15 protein-coding genes and 1 tRNA gene are annotated in these 18,081 nt (G+C 39.6%); 5 read left to right on the forward strand and 11 right to left on the reverse strand.

Features of this window, described 5'->3' with window-relative positions; translation table 11 throughout:
* Positions 1-180: 180 nt before the first annotated feature.
* The 6 genes from ACYU0V_RS14220 to ACYU0V_RS14245 form a co-directional block, all read right to left on the reverse strand.
* Positions 181-1,062, reverse strand: a complete 882-nt coding sequence (locus tag ACYU0V_RS14220; protein WP_068563781.1) for a metal-dependent hydrolase — start codon at positions 1,060-1,062, stop codon at positions 181-183.
* 204 nt (positions 1,063-1,266) lie between these two features.
* The gene (gene tuf, locus ACYU0V_RS14225; RefSeq protein ID WP_005065785.1) at positions 1,267-2,457 is read right to left on the reverse strand and encodes an elongation factor Tu; all 1,191 of its coding nucleotides are present in this window, start codon (positions 2,455-2,457) and stop codon (positions 1,267-1,269) included.
* Between the two features lie 95 nt (positions 2,458-2,552).
* Positions 2,553-4,691 (reverse strand): elongation factor G, encoded by a 2,139-nt coding sequence (gene fusA, locus ACYU0V_RS14230; protein WP_002120436.1) that lies wholly within the window; start codon positions 4,689-4,691, stop codon positions 2,553-2,555.
* A 177-nt stretch (positions 4,692-4,868) separates the two neighbouring features.
* Entirely contained in the window at positions 4,869-5,339 is a 471-nt protein-coding gene (rpsG, locus tag ACYU0V_RS14235; RefSeq protein ID WP_001138055.1) for a 30S ribosomal protein S7, read from the reverse strand.
* A 160-nt stretch (positions 5,340-5,499) separates the two neighbouring features.
* Positions 5,500-5,874, reverse strand: coding sequence for a 30S ribosomal protein S12 (rpsL, locus tag ACYU0V_RS14240; RefSeq protein WP_002050319.1), 375 nt, complete (start codon positions 5,872-5,874; stop codon positions 5,500-5,502).
* 200 nt (positions 5,875-6,074) lie between these two features.
* On the reverse strand, positions 6,075-7,394 hold the full coding sequence (locus tag ACYU0V_RS14245) for an EcsC family protein (RefSeq protein ID WP_461847989.1): 1,320 nt from the start codon (positions 7,392-7,394) through the stop codon (positions 6,075-6,077).
* Positions 7,395-7,694: 300 nt separating this feature from the next.
* On the opposite strand from ACYU0V_RS14245, the gene ACYU0V_RS14250 reads away from it, so the two are divergent.
* The 5 genes from ACYU0V_RS14250 (at position 7,695) to ACYU0V_RS14270 (ending at position 13,149) form a co-directional block, all read left to right on the forward strand.
* Positions 7,695-8,924: a beta-ketoacyl synthase N-terminal-like domain-containing protein gene (locus tag ACYU0V_RS14250; RefSeq protein ID WP_002120440.1), complete on the forward strand. Its 1,230-nt coding sequence runs from the start codon at positions 7,695-7,697 to the stop codon at positions 8,922-8,924.
* 18 nt (positions 8,925-8,942) lie between these two features.
* Complete coding sequence (gene hemJ / locus ACYU0V_RS14255) at positions 8,943-9,395, forward strand: protoporphyrinogen oxidase HemJ (protein ID WP_002120291.1); 453 nt, start codon at positions 8,943-8,945, stop codon at positions 9,393-9,395.
* Between the two features lie 161 nt (positions 9,396-9,556).
* Positions 9,557-10,117, forward strand: coding sequence for a hypothetical protein (locus ACYU0V_RS14260; protein ID WP_461847991.1), 561 nt, complete (start codon positions 9,557-9,559; stop codon positions 10,115-10,117).
* Between the two features lie 385 nt (positions 10,118-10,502).
* Positions 10,503-12,128, forward strand: a complete 1,626-nt coding sequence (locus ACYU0V_RS14265) for an NAD+ synthase (protein WP_461847992.1) — start codon at positions 10,503-10,505, stop codon at positions 12,126-12,128.
* Positions 12,121-13,149 (forward strand): hypothetical protein, encoded by a 1,029-nt coding sequence (locus tag ACYU0V_RS14270; RefSeq protein WP_005070922.1) that lies wholly within the window; start codon positions 12,121-12,123, stop codon positions 13,147-13,149. Before ACYU0V_RS14265 ends, ACYU0V_RS14270 begins: the two co-directional genes overlap by 8 nt.
* Positions 13,150-13,192: 43 nt before the next feature.
* On the opposite strand, the gene ACYU0V_RS14275 is transcribed toward ACYU0V_RS14270, so the two are convergent.
* From ACYU0V_RS14275 to ACYU0V_RS14295, 5 genes are all read right to left on the reverse strand, one after another.
* Positions 13,193-13,269: transfer RNA gene (locus ACYU0V_RS14275), tRNA-Met, on the reverse strand.
* Between the two features lie 157 nt (positions 13,270-13,426).
* The gene (gene cntB / locus ACYU0V_RS14280) at positions 13,427-14,383 is read right to left on the reverse strand and encodes a carnitine monooxygenase, reductase subunit CntB (protein ID WP_461847994.1); all 957 of its coding nucleotides are present in this window, start codon (positions 14,381-14,383) and stop codon (positions 13,427-13,429) included.
* Between the two features lie 47 nt (positions 14,384-14,430).
* Complete coding sequence (locus ACYU0V_RS14285) at positions 14,431-15,882, reverse strand: NAD-dependent succinate-semialdehyde dehydrogenase (RefSeq protein ID WP_461847995.1); 1,452 nt, start codon at positions 15,880-15,882, stop codon at positions 14,431-14,433.
* 63 nt (positions 15,883-15,945) lie between these two features.
* Positions 15,946-17,061 carry a carnitine monooxygenase subunit alpha gene (cntA, locus tag ACYU0V_RS14290; RefSeq protein WP_002120432.1) on the reverse strand — a complete coding sequence of 372 codons (1,116 nt, stop codon included), beginning with the start codon at positions 17,059-17,061 and terminating at the stop codon, positions 15,946-15,948.
* Between the two features lie 41 nt (positions 17,062-17,102).
* Positions 17,103-18,077, reverse strand: a complete 975-nt coding sequence (locus ACYU0V_RS14295; RefSeq protein WP_461847996.1) for an alpha/beta hydrolase — start codon at positions 18,075-18,077, stop codon at positions 17,103-17,105.
* Positions 18,078-18,081: the final 4 nt, after the last annotated feature.

The following is an 18,081-nucleotide window of genomic DNA, read 5'->3' on the forward strand; positions in this document are numbered from 1 at the left end:
AATATTTATAATCATACGTCTTTCGATGTACCAATTAAGTGCAGATGAGGACAGAGAAATATCAGATGAGGTCATTCATAGACACATAAAGGTGCAATATTTGCTCCACGATCTCTTTAATATAGTTATAGAAAAATAAAAAAGGGCTACTATCGGCCCTTTATAAATCATGAATTAAATCTATAAACCTAATTTTGCTTTCCATGTTTTCAATAGTCCAACGGTATCTAGATCATTTGGATGAAAGCCAGGTTTAAAGTAAGCTAACATTTCTTTAGCCATACCACTAATAATACCTTTAGATGGGCTATATCCGTATTTATAAATTACTAATAGTTCATCTAAATTCAACTTGTTATCTTGCTTTAATAAACGAAGCACAAAGGATGACTGAATCAAAAAGATTAAAGTCATAGCAAACACTAAAGAACTGGTTCGTAACGCATAAGCTTTTATGCCTTTACCAAACACACCTTCGTACACATCATAAGCTACGGCTTTATGCTCATTTTCTTCAATCGCATGCCAATACCACATTGTTGACATTGTCTCATCTGTCATAAGCTCTTGAATGTGCTTATTGACCAATAATTGCGACGCAATAGTAGCGGTAAAATGCTCAAGAGCCGTTGTAGCAGTCAAGTCAACCATTTCTTTTGTCATACCGAAAGGTTTGACAAGTTTTACAAAAGTTTTAATGGCTGTTTGAATTGCCGTATCGGTAAACTTCTCTAACGTTTCTACATCATGACCAAACTTTTGAGCAGAAGCATTGAAGTTTACATGCTCTTGAGTATGCATTGCTTCTTGCCCAATGAAAGCACTAATTTCTTTTTGGAGCGCTTCATCATCTTTAATAGCTGGGTGATAACGTACTGCTCTTACACTATCTATAAAGAATTTCTCACCAGCGGGAAACAGTGCTGACAATGCAGTCATAAAGTGTGTGAGTCCAGCAGAACCATTCATCCAATATTCTGGTACATCATTAAAGTCAAAATTCATACGACGTACTGGAAAGCTTGCACCTGCACGATTCGTAATATTCACTTTAGCATTCATACCCAAAGCTCCTTAGTAAGTAACCCTAGTTACTCAAACTTTATTGTTCGTTTTCTTGATTCTTATCATACAAATTTAATAAAAAGGATTAAGGGGAAATAAGGACATTGAAATATCAGTTAGGGCCAGCCTTTATAGTGATTGTTAGACAATTAAATATAAAAAAAGCGCTCTAAAAAGAGCGCTTTTTTTCACTGAAAGTGATTATGCAGTTACTTTCGCAACAACACCAGCACCTACAGTACGACCACCTTCACGGATCGCAAAACGTAGACCTGGGTCCATTGCGATTGGGTGGATTAATTCTACTGACATTTCAACGTTGTCGCCTGGCATAACCATTTCAACGCCGTCTTGTAATTGGATTGCACCAGTTACGTCAGTTGTACGGAAGTAGAACTGTGGACGGTAACCATTTAAGAATGGAGTGTGACGACCACCTTCTTCTTTAGAAAGTACGTATACTTCTGCGTCGAATTTAGTGTGCGGCTTGATTGTACCTGGTTTAGCAAGTACTTGACCACGTTGTACGTCTTCACGCTTAGTACCACGAAGTAAGATACCACAGTTCTCACCTGCACGGCCTTCGTCAAGAAGTTTACGGAACATTTCTACGCCAGTTACAGTTGTTTTAACTGTATCTTTAATACCAACGATCTCTACTTCTTCACCAACTTTAACGATACCAGCTTCTACACGGCCTGTTACTACAGTACCACGACCAGAAATTGAGAATACGTCTTCGATTGGCATTAAGAATGCTTTGTCGATAGCACGTTCTGGTTCTGGAATGTAAGAGTCAAGCGCTTCAACAAGAGCAAGAACTGAAGACTCACCATATTGACCAGCATCGCCTTCCAACGCTTTAAGCGCAGAACCACGGATAACTGGAGTGTCATCACCAGGGAAGTCATAAGTAGAAAGAAGTTCACGAACTTCCATTTCTACTAATTCAAGTAATTCTTCATCATCAACAAGGTCACACTTGTTTAAGAATACGATGATGTAAGGTACACCAACCTGACGAGAAAGAAGGATGTGTTCACGAGTTTGTGGCATTGGACCGTCAGTCGCAGCACACACAAGGATCGCGCCGTCCATCTGAGCAGCACCAGTAATCATGTTTTTAACGTAATCGGCGTGGCCCGGGCAGTCAACGTGCGCGTAGTGACGAATTGGAGAATCGTATTCTACGTGTGAAGTATTAATTGTAATACCACGTGCTTTTTCTTCAGGTGCTGAGTCGATTTGTGAGTAATCTTTCGCTTCACCGCCGTAAGTTTTTGCACAAATTGTTGCAATCGCAGCAGTTAAAGTTGTTTTACCATGGTCAACGTGACCGATTGTGCCCACGTTTACGTGTGGCTTATTACGTTCAAACTTGGCTTTAGCCATGATGATCTTCCTTTATAAACTACTCATGGAGGGTCACCCCATGAGCACTTGGTTTTTAACTAAGAAATTAGTTTGGGCTTATAGTAATCGAAAGATTACTCGTCGTCACCTTTTTTACCGCCAGCTTGGAATTTAGCGATGATGCCTTCAGCCACGTTACGTGGAGTTTCAGCATATTTAGCAAATTCCATAGAGTAAGTCGCACGACCTTGAGACATAGAACGCATTTGAGTCGCGTAACCAAACATCTCAGCAAGAGGAACTTCTGCACGAATTGCTTTTGTTCCACCAGGAAGATCGTCCATACCTTGAACCATACCACGACGACGGTTTAAGTCACCCATGATATCGCCCATGTAGTCTTCTGGAGTTTCTACTTCAACTTTCATGATAGGTTCAAGAAGGATAGGATCCGCTTTCATGAAACCATCACGGAAGGCATAAGAACCTGCCATTTTGAACGATAATTCGTCAGAGTCGACGTCATGGTAAGAACCGTCGAATAATGTCGCTTTAATACCAACAACAGGGTAACCAGCCAATACACCATTCTTCATACGTTCTTGAATACCTTTGTCAACCGCGCCAAAGAATTCTTTAGGTACTACACCACCAACAACTTCTTCAACGAATTGGTATTCTTTACCAGCTTCTTCAACATCAAGCGGTTCAAGACGTACATATACGTGACCAAACTTACCTTTACCACCAGTTTGACGTACGAACTTACCTTCTTGTTCAACAGACTTTTTGATCGTTTCACGGTAAGCAACCATTGGTTTACCAATGTTAGCTTCAACACCGAATTCACGCTTCATACGGTCAACAATGATGTCAAGGTGAAGTTCACCCATACCAGCAATAATTGTCTGACCAGATTCTTCGTCTGTACGAACACGGAACGATGGATCTTCTTTAGCCAAACGACCTAAAGCGATAGACATTTTTTCTTGGTCTGCTTTAGTTTTTGGTTCAACAGCCAATGAAATTACTGGCTCTGGGAATTCCATACGCTCAAGAGTAATGATGTTTTTCTCATCACATAATGTATCACCAGTTGTAACGTCTTTAAGACCTACACACGCTGCGATATCACCTGCACGGATTTCATCAAGATCTTGACGTTCGTTCGCATGCATTTGCACGATACGACCGATACGTTCACGCTTAGCTTTAACTGGGTTATAAACCGGATCACCTTGTTTAAGAACACCAGAGTAAACACGTACGAATGTTAAGTTACCTACGAATTTGTCGTTCATGATTTTGAACGCAAGCGCAGAGAACGGAGCTTCGTCAGATGCTTCACGAGACGCTTTAGTTTCGTCTTTGTCGTCAAGGATACCTTCGATCGCTTTAACTTCTGTAGGTGATGGTAAGAATTCAATTACAGCATCCAACATACGTTGAACACCTTTGTTCTTGAACGCAGAACCACAAAGCATTACTTGAATTTCAGAAGCTAATGTACGAGCACGTAAACCAGCGATGATGTCTTCTTTAGAAAGATCACCTTCTTCTAGGTACTTGTCCATTAATTCTTCAGAAGCTTCAGCCGCAGCTTCAACCATTTTTGTACGCCATTCGTTAGACGTATCAACTAGGTCAGCTGGGATATCAGCATATTCAAACTTCATACCTTGAGATGCTTCATCCCAGATAATCGCTTTCATTTCGATAAGGTCAACAACACCCTGGAATGTATCTTCAGCGCCAATTGGCACAACGATAGGAACAGGATTACCACCTAAACGAGTTTTAACTTGCTCAACAGCACGGAAGAAGTTTGCACCAGTACGGTCCATCTTGTTCACGAATGCTAAACGAGGCACTTTATATTTGTTCGCTTGACGCCATACAGTTTCAGACTGAGGTTGTACACCACCTACAGCACAGTAAACCATGCACGCACCGTCAAGAACACGCATAGAACGTTCAACTTCGATTGTGAAGTCTACGTGTCCCGGGGTGTCAATTACGTTGATACGGTGTTGTTCGAATTGGTTACCCATACCAGACCAGAAACAAGTCGTAGCAGCAGAGGTAATTGTAATACCACGCTCTTGCTCTTGTTCCATCCAGTCCATTGTTGCTGCACCGTCGTGTACTTCACCAATTTTGTGAGATACACCTGTGTAGAACAAAATACGTTCAGTTGTAGTTGTTTTACCTGCGTCAATGTGCGCAGAAATACCGATGTTACGGTAACGAGTAATTGGGGTTTGGCGAGCCATGATGTCTACATTCCTAAATGTTATATTTAAAACAGGACGCACCAATTAAATTGATGCGCGCGAATATCCAAACAGGCAACTTAAATACCTGCAAAGCCCCCACTTTGATAGAGAGCAATGTTGAATCGAGCTGCTGTACGCATGAATATTCTCCTGAATAAGGCCTGTTTTATCCGCTTAGAAACGGTAGTGAGAGAAGGCTTTGTTAGCTTCAGCCATACGGTGCACATCTTCACGTTTTTTGATTGCTGCACCTTTACCTTCAGCTGCATCAAGCAACTCACCAGCAAGACGTAAAGCCATCGTTTTTTCAGAACGCTTAGCAGCAGCATCTACTAACCAACGCATAGCTAAGGCAGTACGACGGGATGGGCGCACTTCCATAGGTACTTGATAAGTAGCACCACCAACACGGCGTGCTTTTACTTCAACCATAGGACGAACTTTTTCAAGAGTAGTCTCGAAAAATTCAACTGGGTCTACTTTGTTTTTTTCTTGAACGCGTTCTAAAGCACCGTAAACGATACTTTCTGCAATAGATTTTTTACCATCTTGCATTACGTGGTTCATGAATTTAGCGATTGTTTGGCTGCTAAATTTTGGATCTGGAAGGATCTCACGAGCAGCGACTACGCGACGTCTTGGCATTTTAATACACCTAATAATATGACACTTCAGGATGATCCAGCAGTTTGTACAAGTGTCATGTACACGACGCTGGCCTTACTATACGTCGCTTGAATTACAAATCTATGAAGAATTCAAACAAGCGAAACGCTAAAGGGCTTATTCGACTAGTTTCCTAGAATTACTTCTTAGGACGCTTAGTACCGTATTTAGAACGTGATTGATTACGATCTTTAACACCAGCACAGTCTAATGAACCACGAACGGTATGGTAACGTACACCCGGTAAGTCTTTAACACGACCACCACGGATAAGAACAACACTGTGCTCTTGTAAGTTATGGCCTTCACCACCGATGTAGCTAGATACTTCAAAACCTGAAGTTAAGCGAACACGGCAAACCTTACGCATAGCTGAGTTAGGTTTTTTAGGTGTAGTTGTATAAACACGTGTACAAACACCACGACGTTGTGGACAAGCCTTCAACGCAGGAACTTTGGATTTTTCAACCAAAGTCGTACGACCCTTACGGATCAACTGATTCGTTGTTGCCATATGGCAATTCTCCCGTTATTAAAAAACCTTAAAAAGAAAATACCTCTTTTTAAGGGCACATAATTGTAAGCCAAGATGCAAAAATGGTCAACACGGCAATACTTACCAAATGTTGACCATATCAATGTTTGACAGCACGATTTACAAATTTAAATAGAGGCTATTTTTACTTTTTAAACCTTCACTTTGTAAGCGTATTGTTAAGAGTATTTTTTATCTTCCAATATCTCGTCATCATCCTCTGGTGTTAGAGCAGGCTTTTGCTCAGTATGCTCATGTTCTGTCACATGTTTATCAGCAAGTTCTTCTAAGCCCTTATGAACATTTTCCTGAACTTTCTCTTCACTTTTTTCGCTTTCTGTAGGTTTTAACACAATAGATACTTTCGAGATTACCTCGTGATTTTCTACTTTATGATGATGAGCAGCATGAATGTTGCCATCTTCGCCTACATTTAAAAGTCTTGGGCTTGCTTTTTGAATGAGTGTAACCGCAGCATAATAAGCCTGTAACGGAGATAAATGCTCACTTGGATGTTCGTTTAAATAATGCCTTGCAGCTCCAAAAATTGCCTGAGCTTTATGTCCTACATCTTCTTGTAATTTCCAGCTATATACTGCACTTAAAACAGCGCCTGCAACTGGGGTAAACTTACCAAAAGCTGAAAGTTTAGGAATACGATTTAACCATTCCCATTTAAACTCCCCTTCTTCATCTATTAACCAGTTCTTTAAAGTATCTATATCTGTGGTTGAACCTAATACTTGCTGAAATTGATGAATATCTTGAGTTTCCAACATATTTCGTAATGTTTTTAAAGCCAACAAGAGAGTTTGTTTCTCTGCGATCAGGCTAATGTCAACTTCTTTAAAAATAAACTCAACAACATCTTGGTCTGCTACCTCCAGCAGATCAAAGCCATGTGACCTTCCTGTCTGGTAAATAGTTCTTAAAACCAAAACTAATGAAACTGGAATATCTACAGCTGCACCAACAACACCTGATACACCTGTAATTGCACCTTGTACAGTCGCAATGAGCTTGTTTTGTTCTATAAGTGCCTGACTTAGACGTTGAGAACGACCTGTATCTTTAGTTAATTCAAATAAATCTTTAGCACCGGCTTCTTCTAGGATTTTTTCAGTTAAGGTACTTTTTGAACTAAAGTCATTTAACCAATTAAATAAATGGCCTGAGATTTTTTCATCCCAATCTGGCGAAAGAAATGTAGCAACACCATTTACTTTTTTAAAATGTCGACCAAATACCTGACGTGTGACTTTTGGTAAATGTTCTCTTAGCATTTGTTGAGGACTTTCATATTGCTCAACTTCAAATGGGCTTTTTGTTCTCGATCTACCTTCAACAGTTTTTCCAGTTGGGACTGGTTCAATTACCTTACTGACGTCACCTGATTGGTTCTGTTGCAAGATACTCAATCCTGTAGAACTGAGCTTTTTAGCCACTCCGAAGACCTGAGAAAACAAATTGTCAGATTGATTATTATTAAATTTTGTCATCAAGTACCTCGATTTTTTAATTTATCTAATTAGAGATAAATACTAGGTGGAATGTGGATTTATCTCAACTTGAATGTGTGTATTTTAGTTAACCCCAAATGCAACATACTATGTATTTGGTTATTTTTTTTAAATGTAAAATTGTCATAAAGATTTGCCATAAGAAATAAAAATCCTTTCTGCTATCATGTTAACAACGAAAAACATGAGTCCCGTTTTCTTACAGCTATATTCTCCTATTCATTTTCATAGCTGTTGAACACGATAGACTCTTAAATATCACCATAAAGGGACCTGTAGATGAAACGTGTTGTAATCACTGGTATGGGTATTAACTCATGTATCGGTAACTCTTTAGAAGCAGTTACTCATTCACTTCAAAATGGAATCTCCGGGACACGTTTTAACCCAACTTATGCTGAACTCAATTTTAAAAGTCATGTCAGCGCTGCTGCAGAACAAGACTTTGATAATATCGACCGTAAATTAAAACGCTTCATGGGCGTATGTGCGATGTATGCATACAACGCTGCTGTAGCTGCAGTTGAACATGCAGGCCTTACTCCTGAACAACTTGCTGGTAATCCACGTTATGGTATTGCAGGTGGTTCAGGTGGTGGCTCAACTGCTTCTGTTGTTGAAATGACAGAATTATTAGAGACTAAAGGCGCACGTAAAGTGGGTCCATTCTTCGTGCCACGTAACATGTCAAACACCATTACCGCAAACGTAGGTGTTGCATTTAAGCTACAAGGTATTTCACATACTATTACAAGTGCTTGCGCAACTTCTGCAGATGCAATTGGTTATGCGTACAACTTAATTCAACTTGGCAAACAAGACCTTATGCTTGCTGGTGGCGGTGAAGAAGATCACTGGTCTCAAAGTTTATTGTTTGATGCAATGGGCGCACTTTGCTCGAAATATAACGACTCTCCAGAAACAGCATCTCGCCCATATTCAGCAGACCGTGACGGCTTCGTTATTGCTGGCGGTGGTGGTTTCGTAGTACTTGAATCACTTGAGCACGCGCAAGCACGTGGTGCGAACATTTTAGCTGAAGTAGTAGGTTATGCTGCGAACAGTGATGGCGCGGACATGGTTGCTCCAAGTGGTGAAGGTGCTACACGTTGTGTATTAATGGCACTTGAAGAAGCTAAGCAACATGGCGTAGAGAAAATTGACTATGTAAATACACATGGTACTTCTACACCAGCGGGTGACATTACAGAACTTAAAGCAATGGAACGTGCATTTGGTGAAGGTAACGTACCTCCTCTTAGCTCAACCAAATCTATGACAGGTCATAGCTTGGGTGCGGCTGGTGTACAGGAAGCTATTTACTCTGTGCTAATGATGCAAAATGACTTTATTGCACCAAACATCAACGTGACTGAACTTGATGAAGGCGCAAAACCTTTCGATATCGTACTTGAAAAACGTGATGCAAAATTGAATACTGTAATGAGTAACAGTTTTGGCTTTGGCGGTGTTAACGCTTGCCTTATTTTCAAGAAGTGGGATGCATAATCCCACCTAGGATTATCGATGGATGCACCTTCTGATGCTTTTTTGTGGGTAAAAGCATTACATATTATTGCCGTGGTTTGCTGGTTCGCTGCTTTGTTCTACTTACCACGTCTATATGTTTATCATGCTATGAGTGAAGATGCTGCAAGTCATCAACGCTTTGAGGTAATGGAACGCAAGTTGTATCGTGGAATTATGTGGCCTTCGATGATTGCTACATTAATTACCGCCCATTTCCTTGTAGAGTGGGGTGATGCAACTCGACATTACCATCAAGCGACTTGGTTTTACCTCAAAGTTGGATTAGTGGCTTTATTAGTGATTTATCATTTGGTATGTGGCTATTATCGTAAAAAGCTCATCGGAAATGCTCACTATAAATCACACAAGTTCTGGCGATTCTTTAATGAAATGCCAACCTTAATTTTATTTGCTGTTGTGATTTTAGTTGTTGTAAAGCCTCAGTTTTAACTGGGGCTTTTGCTTTTCTTATCCAAGAATTCTTTTATTCATCCTAATAAAATGCACAATCTATTCAAACAATTATATTTTTCAAAACAGAACTATAAAATTAATCAATACCCTACCTCTTTATTTAGCAACACATGATCTATACTATGCTAAAGAAATAGATGAACTCATTTAATGGCAAAGCTATGCTAACTTTTAATGCCTTTAAACGCTTAATCCATACACCATTTATTCTTATTACCCTTTTTATTTTCCGTCACTTAAAAAAATATCCGATTAGACATTTGACTGCTCAAGAAAAAATATTAGCGCAAATGGTTTTCGGTGACATGCTTGATTGTGAACGGCCTAAAATTATTGCTACGCGCTACCTCCCTTGGCAGAGTTGCGGTATTTTTATGGCTCCCAATGGGAATATTTATGTCAATCCTGCTGATTACAGTGAAAATTACGCTCTAGAGTCTAAGTTTATGCAGGGTATTTTCATTCACGAACTCACACACGTCATGCAATATCAAAAAGGCATTCATGTACTCTTTAAAGGTGCTTTATTACAATCAGCCTATTACCTCAGCTTTAAAAGTTACAATCCCTACAAATATACCTATCACCCTGACAAGGTATTTAGTACGTATAATATTGAACAGCAAGGCGAAATTGCGCGCGACATTTGCTCTGGAAAAATCCCAAATATTATCTGTTCACCTCGACTTCATTTGTAACTAAATAATCAATCTCGCTTTGAACGTAACATTTTTTGCGTAATGTAAATGAGAATTCTTATAAATCAGAAATACTTATCTAAACTATAAAAGTGCGCTTATTCAATTCAAATTATTGAAAAAAATAGAACAGACTTATTCCAAATTAGCTTGTGATAAGGCAGTATACAAACAATAAAAATAATGAAGCCTGTTTCTATTCTATACAGAAAATCTCGTTATTTTTACGCAGAAAATATGGGATTGGTATATATTATTGATCTTGACATTTTTGTTTACTATTTTAATTGTTTACTATCGTATCATACACATCGTTGAAAAATTATATCCATAAAAATCAACACTGTGTGTATCTATATTCGTTATGATCTAGGATTAGGTTTGAATGAAAAGTTTTAAAGTTGCCCTTGCTCAGTTTTCTCCGCATATTGGCAATATTGACTCAAACACCCAAAAGATGATTGAGCAAGTAAATCAGGCGAAAAAACAAGACGCTGACCTGATTATTTTTCCCGAGCTTTCTGTTATTGGTTATCCAGCTGAAGATCTATTGTTACGTCCAAATTTAAATAAACGTATGCAAAAGGCTTTTGCACAACTTGCCGAAGTTAAAGATATTGTTATGGTTTTCGGGTTCGTAAACCAGACAGAAGATGGTCAACGTTATAATTCTGCTGCTGTCATGAAAGACGGTCAAGTTTTGGGTGTTTTTAACAAACACAATTTACCAAACTATGGCGTCTTTGATGAAAAACGCTATTTCCAAAAAGGCCATCAGCACTTAGTTTTTGAATATCTTGGGCATAAGTTTGGTGTATTAATCTGTGAAGATATCTGGTCAATTAATACGGTTAAACAGTTGAGCCAATTAAATGTTGATACAGTTCTTGTACTCAACTCATCACCATATGAAGTCGGCAAACCACAACACCGTATACAGACCTTAAGTGAACTTGCCAAACAACTTCATCTAAATATTGTTTACGTTAACCAAGTGGGCGGACAAGACGATTTAATTTTTGATGGTACAAGTTTTGTCAGCAATCAAAATGGTGAAATTGCTTTACAAGCACCAAGCTTTAAAGAAGACATTTATATTGCTGAATTTGATCGTGATACAAAGTTATTTAAAGTCACTGAATCTGCTCCTGCATTAGAAACATTTGCAGAAATCTATCAAGGTTTAGTCATGGCAACTCGTGACTATGTAGAGCGCTCAGGCTTCCCAGGTGTGATTCTGGGTCTTTCTGGTGGTATCGACTCTGCCCTTACACTTGCGATTGCTGTTGATGCAATCGGTGCAGAAAAAGTGCAAGCTGTAATGATGCCTTATACTTATACTTCTCAAATTAGTGTAGAAGATGCGGCTGAACAAGCTCGCCGTATGGGTGTGACTTTCGGTATTGCTGAAATTCACTCAATCGTAAATAGCTTCATGCAAACCTTGTATCCTTTCTTTGGTAATTCACCAGCTGACGCAACGGAAGAAAATTTACAAGCGCGTGCTCGTGGCACATTGCTTATGGGCTTATCAAACAAGTTTGGTAATTTAGTCCTTTCTACAGGAAATAAATCTGAACTTTCAGTTGGCTACTGTACGCTTTATGGCGATATGGTTGGTGGCTTTGCGGTTCTAAAAGATGTTTATAAAACTATCGTATTTGAATTAGCAAAATACCGTAACAGCTTAAGCGAAACCCCTGTGATTCCTGAGCGTGTGATTACCCGCCCACCTTCTGCAGAACTTCGCCCAGATCAAAAAGACCAAGACTCTTTACCAGCATATGATGTATTAGATGCCATCCTTTACGCATACATTGAAGAAGATTTAGGTCAGGCCGATATTATTGCCAAAGGTTTTGATAAAGAAGTTGTTGAAAAAGTCATCCGTTTAGTTGATCGTAATGAATACAAACGTCGTCAAGGTGCGATTGGCCCGAGAATTACCTCTCGTGCATTTAGTCGCGAACGACGTTATCCGATTGTCAACGGTTGGACAGCGAATGACTGAGCAGAAAAACTCATCAAAAACTACAGCACTTGCTCAAGCACTTTTGCTTGAGCAGGTGGAATTTTTCAAAAAACAATTATCTATAGAAAACTCACCTATTTATTTCCAGCAGTTCATTCAGTTATTTATGCAACATGCTGACGAAATCAAGCTACATGAGGTTGTTGATTTAGAACAACTACAAGCCGTTGTGAAACGCTATGCTTTTGAAATGCAGCTAGGTGCCGGTTTACTTGAGTTTATTGGGGAAATCGCGCAGCGTATTTATTTATCTGCTATGAAGTCTCCAATTCAGTTACAAGACTTGGTCTCTGACCACCAATTTGAAATGTGGCTTTCTAAATTTTTAGAAATGGAGCATATTCCTCATTATCTCAATCAGTTTTTAAGAACTAGCCCTTCTGTACAACAGCTTTGCCAATATATTGCAACCTCAACTCTAGAACAAAAATTACCAAAACTTCTAACTGCATCTAGAATAGATGACTACCATTTTGAATGGCAACATAAGCTCAAAAAATTCTCTTTTTTACAACAACAACGCCTCGAGCATAAACTTGAAACTTGGATTGCCAGTTTTATTCATGAGCAACTTACAGAATTAAGTCTTTTATCGAGTGAAGATTTAGAAAGCCTAGTACGTCATGTTTGGGAAGATATTAGACATAAAAAAATGTATGAATTTATGAAACAGCTCACTCCTCTCGATGTTGAAGAGTTTTTTGTTTTAATTTACGAATACTGGAAAGAATTACGCCAGTCACAATTTATGCAAGATCTGATTTTGTATGGTGTCGAAGTTTTTTATGACTTTTATAAAGATCAGAGTTTATTTGAAGTATTAAGTGAGATTGGATTAACCGAAAGCGACTTACAAACAGAAGCTTTACGTTTTTATCCGAAGGTTATGGATGCCTTTAATGAACACGGTATTTTAGAACCATTACTTCAAGCGCTTTTAGCTCCTTTTTATCAAAGCTCAAAAACACTCGATATGATTGAAAAACATTTTAATGAGTAAAAAATAGATAAAAAGAAACCACGCAGGAGCGTGGTTTTTAAAATGGTGGCTATGACGAGACTTGAACTTGTGACCCCCGCATTATGAGTGCGGTGCTCTAACCAACTGAGCTACATAGCCGTAAACTGTGTGCGCATTATCTATAGTTCTGTATAGCAGGTCAATAGGTAAAAACCCTTAATGCCCATCAATTGAACAAATAAGATTCAGATCATCATTATTTGTTCTTTTTTTTAGCATTTTTTACTTTAAACAATTGATCGGCCACAGAAATATATTAAAGATCTAATACTAGTTTTTTACCTTTAGCTCTCGACACACAAATCATCATACTCTTTTGTGAAGCCTTTTCTGCATCACTTAAGTATTGATCAAAGTGATCTGCTTCACCTTCTAAGATAGCGGTTTCACATGTACCACAAACCCCTTCTCGGCATAGACATTCCACATCAATATTTAATGTCTCGATGGCTTGTAAAATAGTCTGGTTACTTTGTACTTCAATTTCCTGATTAGACTTAGCAAGTACTACCGTAAACGCTTCACCATCTTCTGGAACTGTTGAAGCAAATTGTTCCCAGTGGATATACTCATCGCGGTAACGATGCTTATTACAGCAATCAATCACAGCATCAATCATGGGTTTCGGTCCACAGACATAGACATGCGTGCCTTTAGGTTGTGATGAAATCAGTTCATCCAAATTTAATGCGCAACCTTCTGAGTCAACATAACTAAACACATGATCAGGATGTTTCTGTTTTAACTCATCTAATAAAGCCGCGTGTTCAGGTGAGCGATAAGCATAATGTAGCTCAAACTCAGCACCGCGTGCTGCAAGCTCATCCATTTGTGGCAAGAATGGTGTAATACCAATACCACCTGCGATTAAAATATGTTTATTGCCTGTTTCCGCTAATGGAAATAAATTTTTTGGTTCTGAAATCTGAATTTCACAGCCTTCATTACATTGATCATGCATAAAAACCGAACCACCCTTACCTTCCACATCTTTACGAACACAGACTTGGTAAGTCGATAGATCTTGCGTACAACTCATCAATGAGTAAGCATTTGAAAGTTGCTCATTCATTTTGACAATAATATGGCTTCCCCCACTAAATCGAGGAAAGTTCTGCCCATCTTGACGTTTGAACGTAAACCGTTTGATTAAAGGGGTTAGCTGCTCCACATGAGTAACAACTGCCGGGAACATTTCATAATGACTAGCCATATTAGAATCCTTCTTTTACCGCATATTCTTGTTGTTAGGGCTTATCCTTAAAGCCCTAAACACATGTATTTAATGGTCATGAACTCTTCAAGACCATACTTTGAGCCTTCACGCCCGACGCCTGATTGTTTTACACCACCAAATGGTACAACTTCATTTGAAATTGCTGTGGCATTCATACCGACCATTCCATATTCAAGTTGTTCTGACACTCGCCATAAACGTGAAATATTTTCGCTGTAAACGTAAGCTGCCAAACCGAAAATGGTGTCATTTGCCTGAGCCACGACGTCTGCTTCATCTGTAAAGCGAATAAGGGGCGCAACTGGACCAAAAATTTCTTCTTGGATAATTTCCATTGTACGGTCAACGTTCGTTAGAACTGATGGCTCATAAAAGGTTTGTCCCAAAGCATGTTGTTTCCCGCCGCAAGCAACCTTAGCACCTTTACTGACTGCATCATCAATCAATTGCTGTGCTTTTAACACTGCTTTTTCATTAATTAATGGGCCAATTTGAACACCATCTTCTAGCCCATTACCAACTTTAAACTTTTGTACTTCTTGTACAAACTTCTCGGCAAAAGCTTGATAAATATTGTCATGTACATAAATGCGGTTAGCACAAACACAGGTCTGGCCTGCATTACGGAACTTGGCAAAAATCGCACCTTGTACAGCTTTATCTAAATCGGCGTCATCAAACACAATCAGTGGAGCATTTCCGCCCAACTCAAGCGCTAATTTTTTAATGGTACTTGAGCACTGCTGCATCAATAAACGCCCTACTGGAGTTGAGCCAGTAAAGGTCAATTTTTTCACTTTTTCATGTGAAGTAAATACCGAACCAATTTCTTGTGATTTACCTGTAACGACGTTAATCACACCAGCCGGAATACCTGCTTTTTCTGCAAGCTTCGCAATCGCTAAAGCACAATAAGGCGTTTCATTCGCTGGCTTAATCACGACCGTACATCCAGCTGCTAAAGCCGGTGCTGCTTTACGGGTAATCATGGCGATTGGGAAATTCCACGGCGTAATCGCAGCCACCACACCCACAGGTTCTTTACTAATAATAAAACGCTGCTGGTTATTGACGGTTGGAATCACATCACCATAAATACGCTTGCCTTCTTCGGCAAACCATTGAATAAATGATGCAGCATAACGCACCTCACCTTTCGCTTCTGCCAAAGGTTTACCTTGTTCAATAGTCATAATGAGAGCAAGTTCATCAGTATGATCGAGAACCAGTTTGTACCAAGCCAATAAAATATCTGCACGGTTTTGAGCCGTTAAAGCTTTCCAACTCTGTAATGCAGTATAAGCAGCCTCGACTGCTTGAGTCGCCTCAGCCGCTCCCATATTTGGAATTGTGCCAATTTCTTCGCCTGTAGCTGGGTTAGTCACTGGAACTGTTGCATTTGACTGTGCAGCTAACCATTGCCCATTAATGTAGGCTTGTTGCTGAAATAATTCAGTACTTTGTAAACTCGACATATCATCTTCCTAACTGAAGAATCAGGTGTAAGTCATCTTTACACCTGAATAAATCCATTTGTTTTATTTGTGATGCTGCGCTACAAGATGTTGGAAGTAGGCAATACCATGCTCACTAATCCCTGAGCGTTGCTTATCAGTCATAATACGGCCTTGACCACGATAACCACGTGATTTCAAACCACGTTGTACGCTTTCGACCAAGTTCAAATCTTCAGGACGGAATACATTACGATACCACTCAATCAAATCTTTCTGATCTTGAGTGAGCTCTTCGTTCGTGAAGTAAATATCGTAATGCTGCAAAGTCGTTTCTGCATCTACTGGAAACTCATAGATCACCGTCATGAAATTGCTGCCCGGTGGTACGTTGAACATCGTGCAAGGCCAAGTCCAGAAACCATGAAACTCAGGATCTGTTACTGATGGATCAAGCTTGAATGACTTCTCAGATGAACGTGCAAAACCGTACTGTAGTGTCCAGTTTTGATGTGTGGTATGCCAATATTTATCAACTTGTACGGAGTCAGCAAAACCTGGATGCGCTGGTCCACAGTGATAGCACTCTAGATAGTTATCAACAATCACTTTCCAGTTTGCTGGAGTTTCTGTCACAAAACGTGCTGCCAGTTTCAAATCTTTAATTACGCTACATGCTTGATTTAAACGCTCAGCAAATTCCGGAAGTTGGTCTTCTACACAAGTCGCATTTTCATCCATGTTAATGAAAACAAATCCTGCATATTCCTCAACTTTTAAAGGCACCATGCTTGAGTTTTCTTTATCGAAAGATTCAACGTGGTCACAGTTACGCGCCAAGGCTAAGCTACCGTCTAGCTTAAAAGTCCAAGCATGGTATGGGCAGGTAATTACATTTTTTGCTTTACCACTGCCACTTAAAAGTTCGTGACCACGGTGCGGACATACATTATAAAAAGCACGTAAAACGCTATCTTTACCACGAATGATGACAATATTTTCACCAATTACTTTACGGGTAATATAATCATTCGGTTGTGCCAATTCACTGCCATGTGCAACACAAATCCAGCTTTTAGCAAAGATTGCTTCTTTCTCATGCTCAAAAACTTGCGATGAAGTATAGAAAACTTTAGGGAAAGTCCATGCAACATCTGGGTTTGCACAAAAATCTTCAGGTAATTTTTCAACTGCACTCATGTTTTACTCCATTAAATTCTTTTCGTCCAAATGACTCGATATTAAATTGATATCTTTTCGACACTGCCAAACATGCGGCGTATCGCACTCAGCATGTTTTGATATAACTGTTGAACTTCAGGACAATCACGCATAAGACGTAAACTGCCATGCAATAAACCTTTGCCTAAATGGAACTCGTTAGGGATACCTGCTTGTTCCAATTTTTGAGTAAAGAAATAACCGTCATCACTTAAAGGGTCATACTCTGCAACCGTGACAAAACTTGTAGGCATATCTGAAAAATCAGTTGCCAATAAAGGTGCTAGACGTAAATCCTGCCAATCTTGAGAGTTAGGTGCATATTCCTTTAAATAAAAATGCATATCTTCCGTTGTGAGTAACGGCGCATGTGCATGCTTTTGTGCGGCTGGTGTATCAAGCGCTGTAGTTAAACACGGATAAACCAATGCCAGACCTTGAGCTTGCAAACCACTATGCTGTAGATGCACTGCTAGGGCAGCTGCTAAGTTACCGCCTGCGCTATCGCCTGCTAGAACGATATTTCCGCTATCAATCTGCCAATCAGAACCATACTCTTTAAGCCATTGATAAACTGCTAAACAATCTTCAAAAGCTGCCGGAAAGCGATGCTCTGGTGCCATGCGGTAATCCACACCAATGACAACTGCATTTAAGTCCTGACATAAATAACTGGTAATAAACTCATGTGAATCGAGGCCACCCACCATCCAACCGCCACCATGTAAATACAATACACATGGCCAACCAGCTTCAGGTCGGTTAGTTTTTGGTGAATAGATGCGAACAGGCACTGAATGCTCCGCATTTGCAACAACTCTATCTTCGACTTCAATCTTGCCATCACGAGGCAAAGTGTAGTGTCGACACATCGCGTCATAGGCCGCGCGGACTGAGTCAATATCTGCATCTGCTGGTGAATAAATGCTGCTCCAATACACAAGGCTTTGCATTTCTTCACTTAAGGCATACGTAGTCTGTTCACATGTAGTCATTACC

The sequence above is a fragment of the Acinetobacter sp. X9 genome (assembly GCF_054889255.1).